Below are 19,977 nucleotides of genomic sequence, written 5' to 3'. Positions count from 1 at the left end.
TCACGCCGTCCGGATGCAGGGCGCTTGCACTACGCTTGCAGGCTCTGACGAGGGTGAGCGGAGGTGGCCGGGTGGAGTTCCGCGTCCTCGGCGCCGTCGAGGCGTGGGCCGGTGGCGTTCCGGTCGATCTCGGCTCGCCCAAACAACGGCTCGTGCTGGCGGTCCTGCTGCTGGAAGCGGGCAAGCCGGTGCCGCGCGACCGGATCATCGACCTGCTCTGGCCCGAAGAACCGCCCGCCAGTGCGCGGAACACCGTGCAAGCGCTGGTGTCGAGGCTGCGTGCGGTGTTCCGCGGCGCGGGCGGGCCGGAGATCGTCTCCGAGGGGACCCGGTACCTGCTCAAGGTCGACGCGCGCCAGGTCGACCTGCACCGCTTCACCGAGCTGACGGCGCAAGCCCGCGACGCCGACGACGAGACGGCCGTGGAACTCCTGGACGAGGCCCTCGGCCTGTGGCGCGGCGACGCGTTGTCCGACGTGGTGAGCGGCGAGGTCGCCCAACGGCTCCGCGGCGGCGTGCACGAGGCACGCTGGACGGCGCTGGAGGATCGGGCCGAAGCGCAGCTGCGGCTCGGGCGCGGCAGGCAGGTCCTCGCCGAGCTGACCGAACTGGTGGCCGCGCATCCCCTGCGGCAGCGGTTCGTCGGGCAGCTCATGCTCGCGCTGCACCGCGAAGGCCGCACCGACGACGCCCTCGAAGCCTTCCGCGCCTTGCGGGACCGGCTCGGCTCCGAGCTGGGGCTCGACCCGTCCCCGGAGCTGCGGCGACTGGAAACCGCCATCCTCGGCGCCGATCCCGCGCTGGAACCGGCGACCAGGCCCGAGCCGGTCCGCCCCGCCCAGCTGCCGCACGACGTCCGCGGGTTCGCCGGGCGCGCGACCGAACTGGAGCGGCTCGACGAGGCGACCCGGCACGCGGGCGAGGGCACCGACATCTGGGTCATCAGCGGGACCGCCGGGGTCGGCAAGACCGCGCTCGCGATCCGGTGGGCCCACCACGTCCGCGACGCTTTCCCCGACGGCCAGCTCTATCTCGACCTGCGCGGTTTCGATCCCGACCACGAACCGCTCACTCCGGCCGTCGCGCTCACCCAGCTCCTGCAGGCGCTCGGCACCGCGCCCAAGGCGATCCCGCCGGACATCGACACGCGGGCCGCGTTGCTCCGTTCCCTCCTCGCCGACCGGCGGGTGCTCCTGGTGCTGGACAACGTGCGCGACAGCGGACAGGTGCTACCGCTGCTGCCGCCGTCGGGCACCGTCCTGGTCACCAGCCGCCAACGGCTCGGCGACCTCATCGCCCGCACCGGCGCCCGCGCGCTCCCGCTGTCCGTGCTGCCCGCCGAGGACGCGCGGCATCTGCTGGAAGCCGTGCTCGGCAGCGAAACCGTCGCCGCCGAGGAAGGCGCGGCCGCGGAACTGGCCCGGCTGTGCGGCCATCTCCCGCTCGCCCTCCGGATCGCGGCTGCCAACCTCGGCGCGAGCGGCGAACCCGAGATCGCCGAACTCGCCCGCGAGCTGGCCGGTGGCGACCCGCTGGCGGAACTGACCGTCGACGGCGCCGAGGAAAGTGCCGTGACCACGGCGTTCGGCGTCTCCTACCGGGCGCTTCCCGAGGAGCACCGCGAGCTGTTCCGCCGTCTCGCGCTCGTCCCCGGACAGACGTTCACCGCCCCCGCCGCCCAGGCGCTGACCGGCGTTCCGCATTCGAAGGCGAACCAGCAGCTCAAGGCGCTGGCGGCCGCGCACCTGGTCGAGCGCTACACGCCGGGTCGCTACCGGTTCCACGATCTTCTCCGCAGTTTCGCGGCGGGCCGCACGCTGTCGGAGGACACGAAGGCCGAACGGGAGGCCGCGGAGAGGCGGCTCTTCGAGAGCTACCTGACCACGGCCGACGCCGCGGGCCGCGCCCTCATCCCGCATTTCCTGCGCCTGCCGCGTGAAGAACCGGCGGACGCACCCTTCGCCGACACCGACGAGGCGCTGGCGTGGCTCGACGCCGAGTGGCCGAACCTCGCCGCCGCCGTCGAGCACAGTGCCGAACACGGCCCGGCCGAGTTCTCGTGGCATCTCGCCGACGCGCTCCGCGCCTTCTTCCACCAGCGCGGTCATCACGCGGAATGGATCGACACGGCCTCGACGGCGCTCAAGGCCGCCCGCCGCAGCGAAGCCGGGCAGGCACAAGCCGCGATGCACCTGAGCATCGCGCTCGCCTGCGTCAACAGCGGCCGCTACGACGAAGCGCGCGAGCACCTCACCAGCGCTCTGCGCGGCGACCTCCTCGACGGCTGGGACGCCGGCCGCGCGGCCGTGCTCAACAACCTGAGCGCGGTGCACCAGCGGCTCGGCGACCCGCAGGAGGCCATCCGCTGCGGACTGGAATCCCTGCGGCTGTGCGAAGAACTGAACATGCCCGCCGTCTCGATGGCGCTGGCGAACCTCGGTTTCCCGTACTGGCAGACGGGTCAGCTCGACGAGGCGCTCGCCAACTTCACGCGCGCGCTGGCGGTCTCCGAACGGGACGGCGCACGGTTCAGCGTCGCGGTGCTGCTGGTCGACCTCGGCAACGTGCACCGTGACCTCGGCCTTCCCGACGACGCCTACGACTTCTACACTCGCGCGCTCGCGGCCAACCGCGAACTGGGCTACACCTACGGCGAGGCGACCGCGCTGTCCGGCAGGGCCGTCCTCGAAAGCAGGCGCGACCCGAGCGAGCAGAACCGCGCGGACGCGCTCGAAGCCGTCGAACTCACCCGCAAGATCGGCGACCGGGGCACTGAAGCCTGGACACTCGTCGGGCTCGGCGAGGTCTGCCTGCGGCTGGGCCTGCCCGAGGAGGCGGCCGAGCACTACCGGCTCGCTTTGTCCATCGCGCGGACGACCAGTTTCTTCTGGTGTGAGGCCGCCGCGCGGACCGGGCTCGCGGAAACCCTGCTGAAACTGGGGAAGCTCGCGGAAGCCCGGACACACGGTGAGCTGGCCCTCGAACTCGCCGCGCGCTCCGGCTACCGGCTCGTCGAAGAACGCGCGAAGCTGATCCTGGACGAGCTTTAGCTCTTCGTCCCGGACGACTTCAGGCTGCCGGCGATCGCCGCCGCGACCGCCGCGAGGACACTGAAGACGATCATCAGCGCCATCGCGGTGCTGTCGCTGTCGTCGAAGCTGAAGAGCCACTTGACCTGGCTGCTCAAGGGCGTGCCCCAGACGAGCGGCATCCCCACGAACACGGCCACCACGTAGAACACGCAAAACCCGAACAGCGTCCACACGCCGGGAATCCGACGAGCGAACGTGAATCCCGCCGCGACCACCAGCACGACAGCGGACAGGGCGCCGCTGACCATGTTCTGCACCGTGATACCCGACAAGCCGCCGTTCGCCTCCGTGGCGACGAAGACGTTGTAGAGCGCGAACCAGACGAGCATGGTGGCGGCGAGCAACGCCAGGACACCGGCGATCACCGCCGCCGGGGCGTTGGCCCGCGGCTTGGGCCGCGCCGCCGGAATCGGTCCGGCGGCCATCGGCGGCTGACCGTACTGAGGAAAGCCGGGCCCCGGTGGATTCGGCTGCATCCGCTCTCGCTCTCCTCGCGCGTTCGGTCCCTGTCGTTCGCGATCACCCTAGCGATCGGGATGGTTCGGTGGTGGCCGATGGCAGGAAGCTGTCGCGGGTTCGGAACGGATCTTCATACATTCCCAAGTACATGAAGGGGGCCTTCACTGCGCCGGGCTCCAGGGTCCCGGGAAAGTCGCATAAGTGCTGGCCAGTACCACTCTCGGCGAACGGCGGAGGACAGGAGGTTCACCCTTTTCCGTCCACAAAGGACGCCAACAGGCGGTTGAATGTCCGTTTGATTCTTATTTGCACGGTTTCCGAGTGGGGTCGTGAGTGGCGATTGTCGTTAGAACGACCAAAAACACTCACGACCACCCCGGAAAACGCCCAAACCGGGCATGACCGCCTTGGCAGTGTCCCCTGTGGACGGTCGAGCGATGTGGGGATCTGCGTGACGAGCCCCCTGGCCGCCGCTTGGCCGGAGCTTATGCGACCTCGCCGGGACCCTGGCGCTAGGCGCAACGAAGGGGGCCTTCCGGGCCGTTGGAGGGACTGCGCAATCGGCGGTTTCGCGTGACTGGATGGACGACACACGTGACAGGAGGGACGACACGCGTGTCTGGGCGGACGACTCGCAGCGGCGACCGTGCCTCAGACGCGGACCTCGTCAACCCGCACCGGTCGGCGTTCGCGGCGCGAGACCTCGCACGCTTCGGCGATGTAGAACGCCTCCAACGCATCAGCCGCACCGCACGGGCTCGGCGCGCGACCGGCGGCGACATCGAGGAACGTCTTCAACTCGCTGACGTACGCGGGGCGGAAGCGTTCCATGAACCCGGGATACGCCGGGCCGGGCAACGGCTGGACACCCGGTTCCACCGAGGTCAGCGGCGCTCGGTCGTCCAGGCCCACGACGACGTTGCCCGCCGAGCCGAGTACTTCCAGCCGGACGTCGTAGCCCGCGCCGTTGTAGCGCGTCAGCGAAACGACCGCGAGCGTTCCGTCGTCCAGCGTCAGGGTCGCGGCCGCGGTGTCGACGTCACCTGCGTCGACGAAGAAGCGCTCGCCCTTGTTCGTCCCCACGGCGTAGACCTCGACGACCTCGCGGCCGCTCACGAACCGGACGACGTCGAAGTCGTGCACGCCGCAGTCGCGGAACAGGCCGCCGGAGTGCGCGACGTACTCGGCGGGAGGTGGTGCCGGGTCGAGCGTGGTCGCGCGCAAGGTGTGCAGCCAGCCGAGGTCGCCCGTAGCCACTGCCGCGCGTGCGGCCGCGTAGCCCGCATCGAACCGGCGCTGGAAACCGATCTGCACCGGGACGTCCGCGCCGGAGATCTTGTCGATCACCGCGAGTGTTCCCGGGATGTCGGCGGCGACCGGTTTCTCGCAGAACACGGGGATCCCCGCGTCAACGGCCTTGAGGATCAGCTCCGGATGCGCGTCCGTCGCCGCGGCGATCACCAGACCGTCCAAAGAGGACGCGAACAGCGAAGGGATGTCCGCCGCCGCTTCGACGCCGAGTTTCGCCGCGGCGGCCTGGGCGCGGGCGGCGTCGACGTCGGCCACGACCACGGACGAAACCTCGTCGAAGCTCTTCAAGGTCTCGGCGTGCGAAGTGCCGATCCGGCCGGTGCCGGCGAGTCCCAACCTCATGTGGTTACCTTTCTGGAGCGGCGGTGGTCGATCGGACCACCAGCGACGGGTGCAGCAGATGGCGGACCGGTTCGGCGCGTTCACCCCGGATCCGTTCGAGCAGTGCTTCGACGGCCAGCCTGCCCATCTCCGTACGCGGCTGGTCCACGGTGGTCAGTGAAAGATGGCGCAACGCGGCGAGCGAGGTGTTGTCGTAGCCGACCACGGAAACGTCTTCCGGCACACGCAGGCCCACTTCTTCCAACGCGGAGATCGCGCCGACGGCGTTGAAGTCGTTGCCCGCCACCAGCGCGGTCGGCATTCCGCCTTCCGGAGGATCGCTGAGCAGCTCGTGCACGGCCTTCTCCCCCGCGGTGTCGGTGTGCTCGCTGTGCACGATGACCGGATGCAGCCGATGCCGGCGCATGGCCTGCAGGTATCCCCGGCGCCGGGCCGCCGCACCGGCGGCGAGCCCACCGTCCAGATGGGCGATCCTCTTATGCCCCAAGGAAACCAGGTGATCGACGGCGAGGGCGGAGCCGGCCTCTCCGTCGTCGTTCACCGTGTCCACGCCCGCCGCGCGCGATGTCCGCGACACCAGGACGACCGGACTTTGCGCGGCCGCCTCCTCGATCGCCGACGCGGGGACCACCGGCGACAGCAGGATCACCCCGGCGGGCCGGAATGACAGCAGGCTCTTCAGCGCGGCACGCTCCCGCGCGGGACTCCGGCCACCGGTGTTGAGGATCAAATGGAACCCGGCCGCTTCGGCCGCCGCGTCGAGCCCTTCGACGACGTCGGCGAAGAACGCGTTGCGGAGATCGGAGACCATCACGCCGAGGACGGTCGACGTCCGGCTCGCCAGCGACCTGGCCATCGCGTGCGGCTCGTAACCCAGTTCGTGCGCCGCACAGAGCACGCGCGTGCGCCGCTCGTCCGAGACGTTCGGCGCGTTCCGCATCACCAGCGACACGAGCGCACGGGAAACCCCCGCTTTCGCGGCGACGTCCTCCATCGTCGGTCGCGCCATTTCCCTCGTCCCCCTGCCCTTGACTTTACTGTGACGGACGCTACATGATTAGAGCGCTCTAATCAATAGAGCGCTCTAACCCCGATCCCCCGGAGGCCGCCGATGACCGTCACGACACCCCGGATCCGCGTCGCCGCCGCCCCGATCTCTTGGGGCGTCTGCGAAGTCCCCGGATGGGGCCGTGTGCTCGACGCGGGGACCGTACTGGGCGAAATGGCGGAGCTGGGAGTGCGCGCCACCGAACTCGGCCCGCCCGGATACCTGCCGCGAGACCCGGCCGAGCTGCGCGAACGGCTGAACGGCCACCGGCTCGAACTGGTCGGCGGCTTCCTCGCCGTCGTCCTGCACGAGAATCCCGAAGCCGCGCTGGCGGAGGCCGAAGAATCCGCCGTGTTGTTCGCCGCCTGCGGTGGCGACATGCTCGTGCTCGCCGCCGCGACCGGGCTCGACGGTTACGACGATCGGCCGGAGCTGAGCGACGCCGAATGGGCGACCCTCGTGAAAACCTCCGGCGAGATCAAGGAAATCGCCGCACGGCACGGCCTCCGCACCGTGCTGCACCCGCATGTGGGGACGCATGTGGAGACCGAGCGGGAGGTCGAGCGTTTCCTCGCCGACTCCGATCTCCCGCTGTGCCTGGACACCGGGCACCTCCTGATCGGCGGGACCGATCCGGTCGCACTGGCGAAACGCCATCCCGGCAGGGTCGGGCACCTGCACCTCAAGGACGTGCGCGGCGAACTCGCCGAAGACGTCCGCGCCGGAAGGCTTCCCTACGCCGAAGCGGTGGGCAAAGGTCTGTATGTCCCCTTGGGCGACGGGGACGTCGACATCGAAACGATGGTCAGGTCCGTCCACGAGGCGGGCTACGACGGGTGGTACGTGCTCGAACAGGACACCGCGCTGAGCGAGGGGAGCCCGGAGGATCTGCCGAAGCGGGACGTCGCCAGGAGCCTGGCGCATCTCGACGGAATCGTCAGCCGGCTCCCGGCTGCCAGGTAACGGAAGAAGCGAGGAGAGACGACGATGTCCCATCGCTTGAAAGGGATTCTGGTGGTCGTGGCGGGGCTGCTGCTCCTGTCCGCGTGCACCGGACCGAAGGCCGAGGAGAAACCCGCCGCCGGCGCGGGCCCGGCGGCGACCCAGCCCAGCGGGCCGCTGCGGGTGGCGGTCATCTCGCACGGCACGGCCGGTGACGCGTTCTGGAACGTGGTCAAGAACGGCGCCGAAGAGGCTGGCAGGCAGCTCGACGTCCAGGTCGAGTACAACTCGGACGGAGACCCCGGCAACCAGGCCAAGCTGATCGACAACGCGGTCGCCCAGCGGGTCGGCGGGCTGGTGGTGTCGATGGCGAACCCGGAGGCGCTCAAGACCTCGATCGAGAACGCGGTCCGCGCCGGGATCCCGGTCATCACCATCAACTCCGGCGAGGACAAGAGCGCGGCGTACGGCGCGCTCACCCATGTCGGGCAGAACGAGACCATCGCGGGCGAGGAGGCCGGGAAGAAGTTCCGGGCGCTCGGCAAGAAGAAGCTGCTCTGCGTGGTCCACGAAGCGGGCAACGTCGGGCAGGCGCAACGCTGTGACGGCGCCAAGACCGGTTTCGCGGGCGACGTGCAGACCCTGCAGGTCGACATCAGCAACCCCACCGACGCCGAATCCCGGATCAGGGGCGCGGTGCAGACCGACTCCTCCCTCGACGCCGTCCTGACGCTGAACTCGCAGGTCGCCGCCCGCGCGGTGAGCGCGATCAAGGCGGTCGGTTCGAAGGCCCAGGTCGGCACGTTCGACCTCAACACCGACGTGGTCGGCGCGATCAAGGCGGGCGACGTGGTCTTCGCGGTCGATCAGCAGCAGTACGAACAGGGCTATCTGCCGGTGCAGTTCCTCAAGCTCTACCGGGACAACGCGAACGTCGTCGGCGGCGGGAAGCCGGTGCTCACCGGGCCCGACCTGGTCGACAAATCCACTGTGGACACCGTCGGCCAGTACGTGCAAAGGGGCACGCGATGACAACCACCACCCTCGACGAACGGATCGCGAAACCGCGGCTGATGGACAGGCTGGTCGTCCGGCCCGAGATCGGCGCGCTGCTCGGCGCCGTCGTCGTCTTCCTGTTCTTCACCGTCGTCACCGACCAGTTCTTCAGCGGCAGCGGCGTGGCGACCTGGCTGGACGACGCCTCGACGCTCGGCATCATGGCGGTCGCGGTGTCCCTGCTGATGATCGGCGGCGAGTTCGACCTCTCCGCCGGGGTCATGACGGCGTCCACCGCGCTCGTCACCGCGACGTTGGCGACGCAGGCGGGCTGGAACGTCTGGCTCGCGCTGTTCGCTTCGCTGGTCTTCGCCCTCGCGGTCGGCGCGTTCAACGGCTGGCTGGTGATGCGCACCGGGTTGCCCAGTTTCATCGTCACCCTGGGCACCTTTCTTGCCTTGCAAGGCCTCAACCTCGGCGTCACCAGGCTGGTCACCGGCACCGTCCAGGTGTCCGGGATGCGTTCGACCGACGGCTACGAGTCCGCCGGCTTCGTCTTCGCGTCCACTGTGGACATCGGAGGCACGGCGTTCCAGATCTCGATCCTCTGGTGGATCGGCTTCGCCGTACTGGCCGCCTGGCTGCTGGTGAGGACCCGCTTCGGCAACTGGATCTTCGCCGTCGGCGGCTCCGCGCAGAGTTCGCGCGCGGTCGGCGTACCGGTGGTGCGCACCAAGATCATGCTGTTCATGACCACCGCGCTCGCCGCGTGGCTGGTCGGCTCGATCAACATCCTGCGGTTCGCGAGTGTCCAGGCGAACCAGGGCATCGGGCTGGAGTTCCAGTACATCATCGCGGCCGTGATCGGCGGCTGCCTGCTGACCGGCGGGTTCGGTTCGGCGATCGGCGCCGCGATCGGCGCGCTGATCTTCGGTATGGCGCGGCAGGGAATCGTGTTCGCCCGCTGGGACAGCGACTGGTTCATGCTGTTCCTCGGGGTGATGCTGCTGTCCGCGGTCCTGGTCAACAACGCCTTCCGGCGGCGAGCGGAAAGGGTCCGGCGATGAGTCGTCTCCTCGAGGTGAAGGACGTCGGCAAGACCTACGGCAGCGTGATCGCGCTGCGCGACGTCTCCACCGTGGTCAACGCGGGCGAGGTCACCTGCGTGCTCGGCGACAACGGCGCCGGGAAGTCCACGCTGATCAAGATCCTGGCCGGAGTCCATCAACACGACCGGGGCGAGTTCCTGGTCGAGGGCGAGCCGGTCAAGTTCGCCTCGCCGCGTGAAGCGCTCGATCGCGGGATCGCGACGGTGTACCAGGATCTTGCGGTCGTCCCGCTGATGAGCGTGTGGCGGAACTTCTTCCTCGGCTCCGAGCCGACGGTGGGTTTCGGCCCGTTCCGCGCGCTGGACCGGAAGAAGGGCCGCGAGACGACCAAGAAGGCGTTGTCCGACATGGGCATCGACCTGCGCGACGTCGAGCAGCCGGTCGGCACGCTCTCCGGCGGCGAGCGGCAGTGCGTCGCCATCGCGCGGGCCGTGTACTTCGGCGCGAAGGTGCTGATCCTCGACGAGCCGACGGCCGCGCTGGGCGTCAAGCAGGCGGGGGTCGTGCTCAAGTACGTCGCGCAGGCCCGTGACCGCGGGCTCGGCGTCGTGCTGATCACGCACAACCCGCATCACGCCTATCCGGTGGCCGATCGCTTCCTGCTGCTCAAACGGGGCGTTTCGCTCGGCGCCTACGAGAAGTCCGAGATCGACCTGGCGGAGCTGACCAGGCAGATGGCGGGCGGCGCGGAACTGGAAGCCCTGGAACACGAATTGCGAGCCGCGGAGTCCCCTTCATGACCGTTCTCGAAGCACTGACCGTCGGCCGGGTCGGGGTGGACCTCTACCCCGAGCAGAGCGGCGTGCCGCTGGCCGGGGTCAGCACCTTCGCCAAATCGCTCGGCGGCACCGCGACCAACGTCGCGGTCGCCGCCGCGCGGCTCGGCCGCTCGACGTCGGTGCTGACGAAGGTCGGCCCGGACGGCTTCGGCGAGTACGTGCGGCAGGCGCTGCGGGAGTTCGGTGTCTCCCCCGCGCACGTCGGGACGTCGGAAGGGTTGCAGACGCCGGTGGTGTTCTGCTCGCTGGACCCGCCCGCGGATCCGCCGCTGCTGTTCTACCGGTCGCCGATCGCCCCGGATCTGACCATCGGCGAACACGATGTGCCCTGGGACGTCGTGGAATCCGTTCCCCTGCTGTGGGTCACCGGGACCGGTGTCTCGGTCGAACCGGCGCGCTCCACCCAGCGCCGGATGCTCGAACGGCGCGGCCGCCGGTCGCATACCGTGCTGGACCTCGACTTCCGGCCGATGTTCTGGCCGGACACCGCGACGGCACGCGCGGAGATCGGTTGGATGCTCGACCACGTCACGGTCGCGGTCGGCAACCGCGCCGAGGCGGAGGTCGCCGTCGGCACGGCGGATCCCGACGAGGCCGCGTCCCGGATGCTGGCCAGGGGTGTCGAACTGGCGGTGATCAAGAAGGGCGCGGAGGGCGTGCTGGTGGCGACCGTCGAGGGCCGTTGGACGGTGCCGCCCCAGCGGGTCGAAGTCGTCTGCGGGCTCGGCGCCGGGGACGGTTTCGGCGGCGCGCTGATCCACGGCCTGCTCTCCGGCTGGGATCCGGTGCGCATCGCCACCTACGCCAACGCGGCGGGCGCGCTCGTCGCCTCCCGGCTCGCCTGCGCCGACGCCATGCCCACCGCCGACGAGATCGAGGAGTTGCTGTGAGCAAGCTGCACCGTCCACTCGGGACGCTTTCGGACGAGCGGGATCCGGTCCGGCTCACCCCGGACTCGGCGGGCTGGACCTACAGCGGTCTGCGGGTTCTCTCGCTGGCCGCCGGGGAAACCCGGCTGGTGCGCACCGGCGAATACGAAGCGTTCGTCCTGCCGCTGGCGGGATCGTGCACGGTCCGGGTCGACGGGCAGGTCTTCGAGCTGGCGGGGCGGGATTCGGTGTTCACCCGCGTCACGGATTTCGCCTATGTTCCGCGCGACGCCGAAGTCGAGTTGTCGACAGCGGCGGGGATCGAGGTCGCGCTGCCGATGGCCCGCTGCGGCCGCCGTCTCGAAGCGCGCTACGGACCGGCCGAAAACGTGCCGGTGGAGGTGCGCGGGGCGGGCCAGGCGACCAGGCAGGTCACCAACTTCGGTGTGCCTGGCGTCTGGGACCACGCGGACAAGCTGAACGCGTGCGAGCTGATCACCCCGGGCGGCAACTGGTCGTCGTACCCGCCGCACAAACACGACGAGGTGTCCGAATGCGAAGTGGTCAACGAGGAGATCTACTACTTCCGCATCGCCGGCCGCGACGGGGTGACCCCTTCCCGCGAAGGGTTCGGCCTGCACCGGACGTACACCTCCGACAGTGAGCTGGACGAGGACGTCGCGGTCCGGGACGGGGACGTCTTCCTGATCCCGCGCGGCTTTCACGGTCCTTGCGTCGCAGCGCCGGGCTATCCGATGTACTACCTGAACGTCCTGGCCGGGCCCGCCGACGAGCGGTCGATGGCGTTCTGCGACGACCCCGCGCACGGCTGGGTCCGCGACACCTGGGACGACCAGGAGCTCGACCCGCGCTGCCCGGTCACGAGCCATGAAGGGCGGGTCTCATGAAGCTGACCACGGCACAGGCCCTGGTGCGCTGGCTGCTCGCGCAGCGGTCGGAAACCCTGGACGGGCGGGAAGTCCCGTTGTTCCCCGGCGTGTTCGCGATCTTCGGGCACGGCAACGTCCTCGGCCTCGGCACCGCGCTGGAGGAGTATCGCGACGAGCTCCCCGTATGGCGCGGGCAGACCGAGCAGGGCATGGCGCTCGCGGCGGTCGGCTACGCCAAGGCGACGCATCGGCGCCAGGTGGGCGTGGTGACGTCGTCGATCGGGCCCGGCGCGCTGAACATGGTCACCGCGGCCGGGGTCGCGCACGCGAACCGGCTGCCGGTCCTGCTGCTCCCCGGCGACACCTTCACCAGCCGCGCCCCCGATCCCGTGCTCCAGCAGGTGGAGCATTTCGGTGATCCGACGGCCACGGTCAACGACGCCTTCCGCGCGGTGAGCCGGTACTTCGACCGGATCACCCGGCCGGAGCAGCTGCTCTCGACGTTGCCGCAGGTCGTCAGGGTGCTGACCGATCCGGCGGACGCGGGGCCGGTGACGCTGGCGCTCCCCCAGGACGTCCAGGCGGAGACCTACGACTTCCCGGAAGCGTTGTTCGCGCCGGTGACCCATCGCCCGCAGCGGCCGCGGCCCGATCGCCGGGCGCTCACCGAAGCGGCGGGCGTGCTGCGGGCCGCGCGGAAACCGTTGCTGGTACTCGGCGGTGGCGTCCGGTATTCCGGCGCGGGTGAGCGTGCGCTGGCCTTCGCCGGGCGGCACGGTATCCCGGTCACCGAAACCACGGCGGGACGCACGCTCGTCCCGCACGGCCATCCCCTGCACGCCGGTCCGCTCGGCGTCACGGGCTCGGCCTCGGCGAACGTGCTCGCCGCCGAGGCCGACGTCGTGCTGGCCGTCGGCACGCGGTTGCAGGACTTCACCACGGCGTCCTGGACGGTGTTCTCCCCCGATGTCCGGCTGATCACCTTGAACGCCGCCCGGTTCGACGCCGTCAAGCACGGCGCGCTGGCCGTCGTGAGCGATGCTGACGCGGGTCTCGTGGATCTGTCGGCCCAGCTCGAAAACTGGCGAGTCGATCCACTGTGGACAGAGCGAGCCGCGGCGGAGAGAAGCCGTTGGGACACGCATATCGACACCCTGCGCGCAGTTTCCGGCGAAGTGCCGACGTATGCCCAGGTCGTCGGCGCGGTCAACGATCTCTCCGAGCCGCACGACTACGTGATGACCGCTTCCGGCGGGATGCCGGGCGAACTCATCGGCGGCTGGCGCGGATCGGGCTCGATCAGCATGGACGTCGAGTACGGGTTCTCCTGCATGGGTTACGAGCTCGCTGGCGCGTGGGGTGCGGCGATGGCGCATACCGAGGGCCTGGTCACCACGATGCTCGGCGACGGTTCGTACCTGATGCTGAACTCGGAACTGTTCTCGGCCGCCTTCGCCGGGCATCCTTTCGTGGCGGTGGTCTGCGACAACGACGGTTACGCGGTCATCGCGCGGCTGCAGGAGGGGCAGGGCGGCAAACCGTTCAACAACCTCCTCGGAGACTGCCGGAGCGCGCACGCCACTCCCCCTCGGGTCGACTTCGCGCGGCACGCGGAGTCGCTGGGGTGCGCGGTGTTCCCGGCGTCCACTGTGGACGACGTGCGCGCGTCCTACGCGAAGGCACGGGAAGCCGCGGTGGCCGAAAAGCGACCGGCGGTGGTCGTGGTGCGGACCCGGCCGGACTCGTGGACCGAGGCCGGTGCCTGGTGGGAAGTCGGCGTTCCGGAACACCTCTCGGGAAGGGAGGGAATCGAGCGCGGCAAGGCAGCGCAGGTGCGGTACCTGTCCGACCGCATTTAGAGGACTAAATGCGGTCGGTGAAGCTGGCGAAGTAGCCGGCCGCCATGTCTTCGTCGCCGTGTCCGGCCTCGGACGCGCGGGCGAAACGGGCTCGCCCGGCTTCGACGGCGTCCATCCGGACGCCGGCGCGGGCCGCGGCGGCCAGCACCAGCCGGGCGTCCTTCTCGGCGTTGTCGACCGAGAAGGCGGTGGTGTAGTCGTCGTTGAGGATCGCGGCGGATTTGGCCTGGAAGTAGCCGTTGTCCATCGGGCCGCCGGTGACGACGTCGACGAAGTGCCGCGGGTCGACACCGAGCCCTTCGGCCAGCGCGAGCGCCTCGCCGACGCCGTGGGTCAGCGCGATCACCCAGGTGTTCAGCACCAGCTTGAGCCTGCTCGCCGCGCCGGTGCGGCCGTCTTCGCCGACCCACAGCGTGCGCTTGCCGATCGCGTCGAACAGCGGCTGGACGGTCTCGCGAACGTCGGCCGCGCCCGCCGCCAGCACGATCAACTGGCCCTGTTCGGCGGGCTGGCGGGTGCCCTGCACCGGCGCGTCGACGAAGACGAGACCCTGCTCGTCGGCGTACTCGACCAGCTCCTCGACGGCGTCGCCGACGGTGCTGAGCTGCACCCAGATCGTGCCCGCGGCGGGGGCGGCGGCGCGGATCGACTCCAGCACCGTCTGGCCGTCCGTGAGGACCGTGATCACGACACGCGCGCCTTCGACGGCTTCCGCGGCGTTCCCGGCGACCTCGACACCATGCTCGGAGAGGGCTTCGGCCTTGGCCGCGGTGCGGTTCCAGGCCCGGACCGCGAACCCGGCCTTGCTCAGGTTGCGCGCGACCGGGGCGCCGATGATTCCGGTGCCGAGCACCGCGACGGTCTCCGTCATGAGTTGCCTGCTCCTTGCCGATAGTGGAATGCTCGTTAAAGAACTCGAGTAAAAGAAATCCGTGTGAGCGCGGGGGTTCTGTCACGAAACCTGGAACATCACAACGCCTGGATGGTGGTTTCGACTACTTGGATGAGCGCCTGCCTGTCGGCGGTCTTGCCCAGCACCCGCAGGCCGTACATCGCGGTGAGGGTGAACCGTGCCAACGCCCGCGGATCGCCGCCGATCTCACCCTGCTCCCGCGCGGCGGCGAACTCGGCGTGGAACGCGTTCTCCACCCGCTCGAAGTTGTGGCGGACCCGGGCGGTGACCTCGTCGTCGATGCCGCCGAGTTCGAGGGCGGCGTTGACCGCCAGGCAGCCACGATGCGCGTCGGACGGGTCCAGCTCGTCGTCGACGACGTCCATCAGGACACGTCTGATCCGTGCCCGGATGGTCCCCGGCGCGGCCAGCATCTCCTCGACCCTGGTCGCGGACGTCTCCTCGTAGCGCCGAAGCGCCTGGCTGAACAGCTGCTGCTTGCCCGAAAAAGTGTTGTACAGGCTGCCCCGCCCGAGCCCGGTGCCGTCGACCAGGTCCTGGGCCGACGTGGCGGCGTATCCCTTGCGCCAGAACGCGCCGACCGCGGCGTCGAGCACCTCGGTGGGATCGAAACCCTTGGGGCGGGGCATACCGTCCAGCATCCCACGTTCTGTAACGATCAGTCAAATACCGGTCAGTGCTCCGCAAGCAGGGAGCCGAAGCCGCGCACGCGATCGGCGACACCGTTCTGCCGCAGGGCGTGCCAGTACAGGACGACGTTGTTCGAGAGGACCGGTTTGCCGAGCCAGAACTCGGCGGCCGCCGCGAGCCGCGCCATGGCGACGTTGGTACCGACCTGGACGATGGCCTCGACGTCGGCGTCGTCGACCTCCTTGACCGCGTCGCGGAGCGCGGTCTCGGAGATGTGCGCGATCTTGGCCGGGCTGGGCATGCCGAGACCGTGGACGCGCAGCAGGTCGTAGCCGTTGTCGCCGAAGAAGCGGCGCACCGGATCGTCGCCGACCGGCAGGTACGGCGTGATGACCGCGATCCGGCGGACGCCGTGCGCCGCGAGCGCGGCGTCGATCGCGTCCGGGCTCATCGTCACCGGCCGCCCGCCCGCGGCCTCCCGCATCGCGTCGAGCACGCGGCCGTGCGCCTTCGTTCCCTCCCAATGACTTTCCGGGGAGACCCCGATGATCACGCAGTCGGGGTCGCAGCCGACGACACCGCGGATCGCCGGCCGCGTCGACCGCCGGATCCCGTGCATGACGTGCTCGAACCCGGGTTCGTCGACCATCGGGTCGTCGTCGATCACCATCCGGCCGGTGTGGTTGGTGACGCCGTCGGGGCGCAGCGCGTCCAGTTCCGGTTGCGCCGAGGTGTTGGTGGACGGGACGACGACGCCGACCTTGAGGCGGGGACCGAGGGAGTCGGGCACTGGCGCTTCTCCTTAGCTCAGCCGGGCACGGATCGCCGAAACCAGTTCGGCGACCCCGTTCTCCTTGAGGACGCTGTAGTGATCGCCTTCGAGCGTCACCACCTCCGGTGGCGTGGCCGAGTACCCGGAGCTGTTCTCGACGAACGAGTAGTCGTCGCCGTCGGCCTTGAACAGCGTCACCCGGGCCGCGATCCGCCGCCGCGCGAGTTCACGGAAGGTGTAGTCGAACTCGTAAGTCTCCTCGACGATCCGGACGATCCGCCGGATCAGCTGCTCGTCAAGCGCGGGAAGCAGCTTCGCCACGAAGGCCACGAAGCCGTCTTCGTCGCGGACGGTTCCCCGGCAGGCCACCGTTTCCGGCCCGGAGATCGAGCCGACGAAGACCGACAGCAGGATCGTCAGGTACGCCGGGTTCACGTAGCTCGCCACCCGCTCGCCGCCGACCTCGGGATTGCCCGGGCAGATCAGCAGCAGATCGGTCACCCGTTGCCCCTGCTGTTCCAGCTGCCACGCCGTTTCGAAGGCGACCCGCGCGCCGAACGAGTAGCCCCACAGCGTGTACGGCCCCTCCGGCTGGACGCGCCGGATCTCGGCGACGTCGGCCTTCGCCATCTCCTCGACCGTGGCGTACGGTGTCTCGCCCGCGTTGATCCCGTGGGCCTGCACGCCGTAGAACGGCCGCCCCAGACCGCTTTCCGCAGCCAGCGACCGCAGGTTCATGGGATAGCCGCCGAGACCGGGCCAGCAGAACACCGGGCGACCACCGCCGGTCGCCAAGGGGACCAACCGTGAGGACGGCCCAGCGGAGTCCTCGCCGATGCGGGCGGCCAGGTCGGCCAGCTTCGGGCATTCGAAGACCACCTGCAACGGCAACCGGGTGCCGAACTCGCGATTGATCCGGTTCACCAGGGAGACCGCGGTCAGCGAGTTGCCTCCGGCGGCGAAGAAATCGTCGCGCGCGGAGACGTCGTCGTAGTTCAGCGCCTTGCCCCACACTCCGGCCAGCCACCGTTCGTGGCTCGTCGAGGGAGCGACATAGGGCGCGCCCGTGCTCGCGGAACGGACGGCGTCGGTCTCCGCCAGCGCGTGCGCGTCGACCTTTCCGTTGGCGGTCAACGGCAACGCGTCCAGCACCAGCACTCGGTTCGGGATCATGTAGTCGGGCAGGGTGGCCGCGAGTTCGTCGCGGATGATCTCAGCCGGGCCCTTCATGTGCACGGCGTCTTCGCGCATGCCCTCGCTGAGTACCTGCTCCGGGCTCACCTTGCCGCCGACGAAGAAGTACGACGGCCCCGGAGCGATCCCCTGTCCGGCGAGGATGTCGTCGATCCGCCGGGCGGCCGGCAACGGGTTGCCGCTCTTCGAGCTGTAACCCGACGACATGAACCCGAACCCCGAACCGTTGCGCTGCAAGTGATGCAGCTTCGCGCCGAGATCGATGTACGCCAGCCGCTCGTCGGCGGTGCGGCTCACCGCGGTGATACCGAAGGCCGCGCGTCCGTACACCTGCTGGTTGATCGCGATCACGTGCTTGGCCTCGATGAGCTTGCCGGAGATCCGTTCGAAGTCCCCGCCGCGCCAGCGGTAGGTGCCGGCGGGCAGGCCCTCGACGCGGTCCGGATGCGCTTGGACGAACAGCTCGACATCGTCCCGCCGGCGCTCGCCATCGTTGGCGTGCAAGGAGAACGTGCCGAGGTAGTGGTCTTCGGCGGCGGCACGGGCCCGCGCGGAGACCGTGGGATCGGGCGCCGCCGGGCTGATCGTGAGGCCGTATCCGGGCAGGATCTCCTCGAACACCCCGACCATGTGTCCCGTCTCGAACTCGAGGACCTCGCGGATGTTGTTCTTGTAGACCGGCTCGATGGCGCCGGTGCGGCCGATGAAGTGCACCGAGTGCCCGGTGCCCGTGCTCTCGCCGATCCGGACCAGCGTGTGGTCGAGGGGGTGGTGGTAGTACAGCCCGGCGCCGAGACCGTCGAGACCGCTGGTCTCCAGGTAGAGCTGCGTCGCGTACAGCGCGCCCGGTGAGGCGTACGCGTACTTCGGCAGCAGCCGCTCGTCGCTGTGGAACCGGCCGAACCATCGGAGCAGCTCACCCAGTTCGGCGAACGCGAGCTGGCCGGGTTCGCGCGAATATGTGCGAACCGGTTCCGGTGCCAAGAGCCCGGCGAGGTCGTCGCGGGTGACCGCGCCGCCCTCGTAATAGCGATACGTCTTGCGGGCGAAGACTTCCCGCCGCTGAAGCCCGGTCTCCCGTTTACCCGGCAACGCGACGGCGGGGCGATCCGCGAGGTCGCGGACACCGGGATTCGACAGCTGTGCCTTGACCTGCAGCTTGCTGGCCTTCGACTGGTGGTGCCCGCCGTGGTTGCCCTGATCCATCACCGCGGCTTCGCGCGGATTCAGCTCCACACAGGCGACGAGCGCCTTCGAGCCGGTTCGCGCGTCGTCGGTCACCACCGCCGCGGCCCGGCGCACCCAGGTGTGCTCCTCGATCGCCACCGCGATCTCGTCCAGCTCGACGCGGTAGCCGCGCAGCTTGACCTGGTTGTCGGCACGGCCGACGAACTGGAGGGTGCCGTCGGGGTTCCACTGGACGAGGTCACCCGTGCGGTAAAGCCGTCCGGTCGGCACGAACGGATTCGGCACGAACTTCTCGGCCGTCTGCTCCGGCCGGTTCAGGTAGCCCCGCGCGAGCTGCACGCCGCCGATGTACAGCTCGCCCGTCTCCCCGATGTCGACCGGGGAAAGGGTGTCGTCGAGCACGAAGCACTCGGTGTCGTCGACCGGCACGCCGATCGGGACCGTTCCGGCGCTCTCGTCGATCGTGTCCGGGTCGACGACGTGGGCGGTCGCGTTGATCGTGCATTCGGTCGGCCCGTAGAGGTTGATCAGCCGTGCCGACGGCAGCTCACCGGCGAGATCCTTGGCGAGCCGCCGCGAAAGCGCCTCGCCTCCGGAGAACAGTTTTCGCAGCGTGGTGCAGGTCGCGAGACGTTCGGTGTCGAGCAACGCCTGTAGCAGCGTCGGAACACACTGCAAGGTCGTGACGCCGTGCTTCACCACCGTGTCGATCAGGGCTTCGGGATCCCGGAAACTCCCCGGCGCGCTCATCACCACGCGGGCGCCGGCGGCGGGCGCGAGGATCTCCCATTGCGCGGCGTCGAAGCTCATCGGCGTCTTCTGCAGCACCGTGACGTCCACGTCCAGGTGACCGCACTCCCGCAGCCAGCGCAGCTGCGACACGACACTGTGGTGCTCGATCATCACGCCCTTCGGTTTCCCGGTGCTGCCGGAGGTGTAGATGACGTACGCGAGCGACTCCGGCCGGGGACCGCGCGGTACGGCGGTCATTCCAGAGTCCGTCACCGAGACGATCCGTGTCCCGGCTGGCACCAGCCCGGCCAGGCGCCCGGCGAGATGCGGCTGCGTGACGACGACGCCGGTCCCGCTGTCTTCGAGCATGTACCGCAGCCGGTCTTCCGGATATTCCGGGGACAACGGCAGATAAGCCGCGCCGGAGGCGAGAATTCCCCACGCGCCGATCATCAGGTCCACGGAGGGCTCGACGTGCAGGCCGACGGTGTCGTCCACCCCGATTCCCAGCTCGGCGAGATATGCGGCGAGTCCCGCGCTCGCTTCTTCGAGTCCGTGGAAGGTCAGTTCCCGGTCGCCGTCGACGACGGCCACCGCCTCCGGCCGCGTCCGGGACCACTGCCCGAGCAGATCCGTGAGGCAGGTTCCGGAACGGACGCGATGCGGCGGTGCGAGGTGGTCGATCGGTGGCATGGTCATCCCCCAGTGCGAATTCCGTGGTTTTCGTTTCCACTGCCAAAGGAGTGATGCGCTCTTCGCGAGATACCGGCCGATGAACGAGAACGCCCGGCCGTCCCTTCTTTGCCACCCTTTGGGGCGACCGCCGGTTTCGAGCGTTCGATTCCGCCACAA

The 19,977-nt window shown here is 69.5% G+C and carries 15 protein-coding genes; 8 read left to right on the top strand and 7 right to left on the bottom strand.

The annotated features are described in order from the left end of the window. The first annotated feature begins 71 nt into the window (after positions 1–71). Positions 72–3,050 (top strand): AfsR/SARP family transcriptional regulator, encoded by a 2,979-nt coding sequence (locus AJAP_RS09395; RefSeq protein WP_038509751.1) that lies wholly within the window; start codon positions 72–74, stop codon positions 3,048–3,050. Here AJAP_RS09395 and AJAP_RS09390 read toward each other — a convergent pair. From AJAP_RS09390 to AJAP_RS09380, 3 genes are all read right to left on the bottom strand, one after another. Next, entirely contained in the window at positions 3,047–3,517 is a 471-nt protein-coding gene (locus AJAP_RS09390; protein WP_051972391.1) for a hypothetical protein, read from the bottom strand. The two genes, AJAP_RS09395 and AJAP_RS09390, sit on opposite strands and share 4 nt — an antisense overlap. A gap of 685 nt (positions 3,518–4,202) precedes the next feature. Continuing rightward, the gene (locus AJAP_RS09385; protein ID WP_038509746.1) at positions 4,203–5,204 is read right to left on the bottom strand and encodes a Gfo/Idh/MocA family protein; all 1,002 of its coding nucleotides are present in this window, start codon (positions 5,202–5,204) and stop codon (positions 4,203–4,205) included. A 4-nt stretch (positions 5,205–5,208) separates the two neighbouring features. Then, positions 5,209–6,213, bottom strand: coding sequence for a LacI family DNA-binding transcriptional regulator (locus AJAP_RS09380; RefSeq protein ID WP_038509744.1), 1,005 nt, complete (start codon positions 6,211–6,213; stop codon positions 5,209–5,211). 102 nt (positions 6,214–6,315) lie between these two features. Here AJAP_RS09380 and AJAP_RS09375 point away from each other — a divergent pair, with 102 nt between their 5' ends. From AJAP_RS09375 to iolD, 7 genes are read left to right on the top strand one after another with little or no spacing between them, the layout of a single operon-like run. Next, entirely contained in the window at positions 6,316–7,215 is a 900-nt protein-coding gene (locus AJAP_RS09375) for a sugar phosphate isomerase/epimerase family protein (protein ID WP_038509743.1), read from the top strand. Between the two features lie 24 nt (positions 7,216–7,239). Beyond that, entirely contained in the window at positions 7,240–8,226 is a 987-nt protein-coding gene (locus AJAP_RS09370) for a sugar ABC transporter substrate-binding protein (protein ID WP_038509742.1), read from the top strand. Continuing rightward, positions 8,223–9,257 (top strand): ABC transporter permease, encoded by a 1,035-nt coding sequence (locus AJAP_RS09365; protein ID WP_038509740.1) that lies wholly within the window; start codon positions 8,223–8,225, stop codon positions 9,255–9,257. The genes AJAP_RS09370 and AJAP_RS09365 overlap by 4 nt, the downstream gene beginning before the upstream one ends. Then, entirely contained in the window at positions 9,254–10,039 is a 786-nt protein-coding gene (locus AJAP_RS09360) for an ATP-binding cassette domain-containing protein (RefSeq protein ID WP_038509737.1), read from the top strand. The genes AJAP_RS09365 and AJAP_RS09360 overlap by 4 nt, the downstream gene beginning before the upstream one ends. After that, positions 10,036–10,968: a 5-dehydro-2-deoxygluconokinase gene (gene iolC / locus AJAP_RS09355; RefSeq protein WP_038509734.1), complete on the top strand. Its 933-nt coding sequence runs from the start codon at positions 10,036–10,038 to the stop codon at positions 10,966–10,968. Before AJAP_RS09360 ends, iolC begins: the two co-directional genes overlap by 4 nt. Beyond that, positions 10,965–11,855 (top strand): 5-deoxy-glucuronate isomerase, encoded by an 891-nt coding sequence (gene iolB / locus AJAP_RS09350; RefSeq protein ID WP_038509732.1) that lies wholly within the window; start codon positions 10,965–10,967, stop codon positions 11,853–11,855. Before iolC ends, iolB begins: the two co-directional genes overlap by 4 nt. Then, positions 11,852–13,696 carry a 3D-(3,5/4)-trihydroxycyclohexane-1,2-dione acylhydrolase (decyclizing) gene (gene iolD / locus AJAP_RS09345; RefSeq protein WP_038509730.1) on the top strand — a complete coding sequence of 615 codons (1,845 nt, stop codon included), beginning with the start codon at positions 11,852–11,854 and terminating at the stop codon, positions 13,694–13,696. The genes iolB and iolD overlap by 4 nt, the downstream gene beginning before the upstream one ends. 4 nt (positions 13,697–13,700) lie before the next feature. Here iolD and AJAP_RS09340 read toward each other — a convergent pair whose 3' ends face one another. The 4 genes from AJAP_RS09340 to AJAP_RS09325 form a co-directional block, all read right to left on the bottom strand. Further along, positions 13,701–14,597, bottom strand: coding sequence for an NAD(P)-dependent oxidoreductase (locus AJAP_RS09340; protein WP_267284157.1), 897 nt, complete (start codon positions 14,595–14,597; stop codon positions 13,701–13,703). Positions 14,598–14,665: 68 nt separating this feature from the next. Continuing rightward, the gene (locus AJAP_RS09335) at positions 14,666–15,238 is read right to left on the bottom strand and encodes a TetR/AcrR family transcriptional regulator (RefSeq protein ID WP_038522709.1); all 573 of its coding nucleotides are present in this window, start codon (positions 15,236–15,238) and stop codon (positions 14,666–14,668) included. Positions 15,239–15,282: 44 nt separating this feature from the next. After that, positions 15,283–16,029: a maleate cis-trans isomerase family protein gene (locus tag AJAP_RS09330; protein WP_038509725.1), complete on the bottom strand. Its 747-nt coding sequence runs from the start codon at positions 16,027–16,029 to the stop codon at positions 15,283–15,285. A gap of 12 nt (positions 16,030–16,041) precedes the next feature. Continuing rightward, complete coding sequence (locus AJAP_RS09325) at positions 16,042–19,824, bottom strand: non-ribosomal peptide synthetase family protein (protein WP_038509722.1); 3,783 nt, start codon at positions 19,822–19,824, stop codon at positions 16,042–16,044. Positions 19,825–19,977 lie beyond the last annotated feature (153 nt).

It is taken from the genome of Amycolatopsis japonica (assembly GCF_000732925.1).
GTDB classification, from domain to species: Bacteria; Actinomycetota; Actinomycetes; order Mycobacteriales; family Pseudonocardiaceae; genus Amycolatopsis; species Amycolatopsis japonica.
This window is presented reverse-complemented; position numbering and strand designations above follow the sequence as displayed.

What these genes read in the sequence shown, in the direction of transcription:
- AJAP_RS09390 (WP_051972391.1), bottom strand. Translation starts at nt 3,517, where the DNA reads ATGGCCGCCGGACCGATTCCGGCGGCGCGGCCCAAGCCGCGGGCCAAC.
- AJAP_RS09385 (WP_038509746.1), bottom strand. Translation starts at nt 5,204, where the DNA reads ATGAGGTTGGGACTCGCCGGCACCGGCCGGATCGGCACTTCGCACGCC.
- AJAP_RS09380 (WP_038509744.1), bottom strand. Translation starts at nt 6,213, where the DNA reads ATGGCGCGACCGACGATGGAGGACGTCGCCGCGAAAGCGGGGGTTTCC.
- AJAP_RS09375 (WP_038509743.1), top strand. Translation starts at nt 6,316, where the DNA reads ATGACCGTCACGACACCCCGGATCCGCGTCGCCGCCGCCCCGATCTCT.
- AJAP_RS09370 (WP_038509742.1), top strand. Translation starts at nt 7,240, where the DNA reads ATGTCCCATCGCTTGAAAGGGATTCTGGTGGTCGTGGCGGGGCTGCTG.
- AJAP_RS09365 (WP_038509740.1), top strand. Translation starts at nt 8,223, where the DNA reads ATGACAACCACCACCCTCGACGAACGGATCGCGAAACCGCGGCTGATG.
- AJAP_RS09360 (WP_038509737.1), top strand. Translation starts at nt 9,254, where the DNA reads ATGAGTCGTCTCCTCGAGGTGAAGGACGTCGGCAAGACCTACGGCAGC.
- iolC (WP_038509734.1), top strand. Translation starts at nt 10,036, where the DNA reads ATGACCGTTCTCGAAGCACTGACCGTCGGCCGGGTCGGGGTGGACCTC.
- iolD (WP_038509730.1), top strand. Translation starts at nt 11,852, where the DNA reads ATGAAGCTGACCACGGCACAGGCCCTGGTGCGCTGGCTGCTCGCGCAG.
- AJAP_RS09335 (WP_038522709.1), bottom strand. Translation starts at nt 15,238, where the DNA reads ATGCCCCGCCCCAAGGGTTTCGATCCCACCGAGGTGCTCGACGCCGCG.
- AJAP_RS09325 (WP_038509722.1), bottom strand. Translation starts at nt 19,824, where the DNA reads ATGACCATGCCACCGATCGACCACCTCGCACCGCCGCATCGCGTCCGT.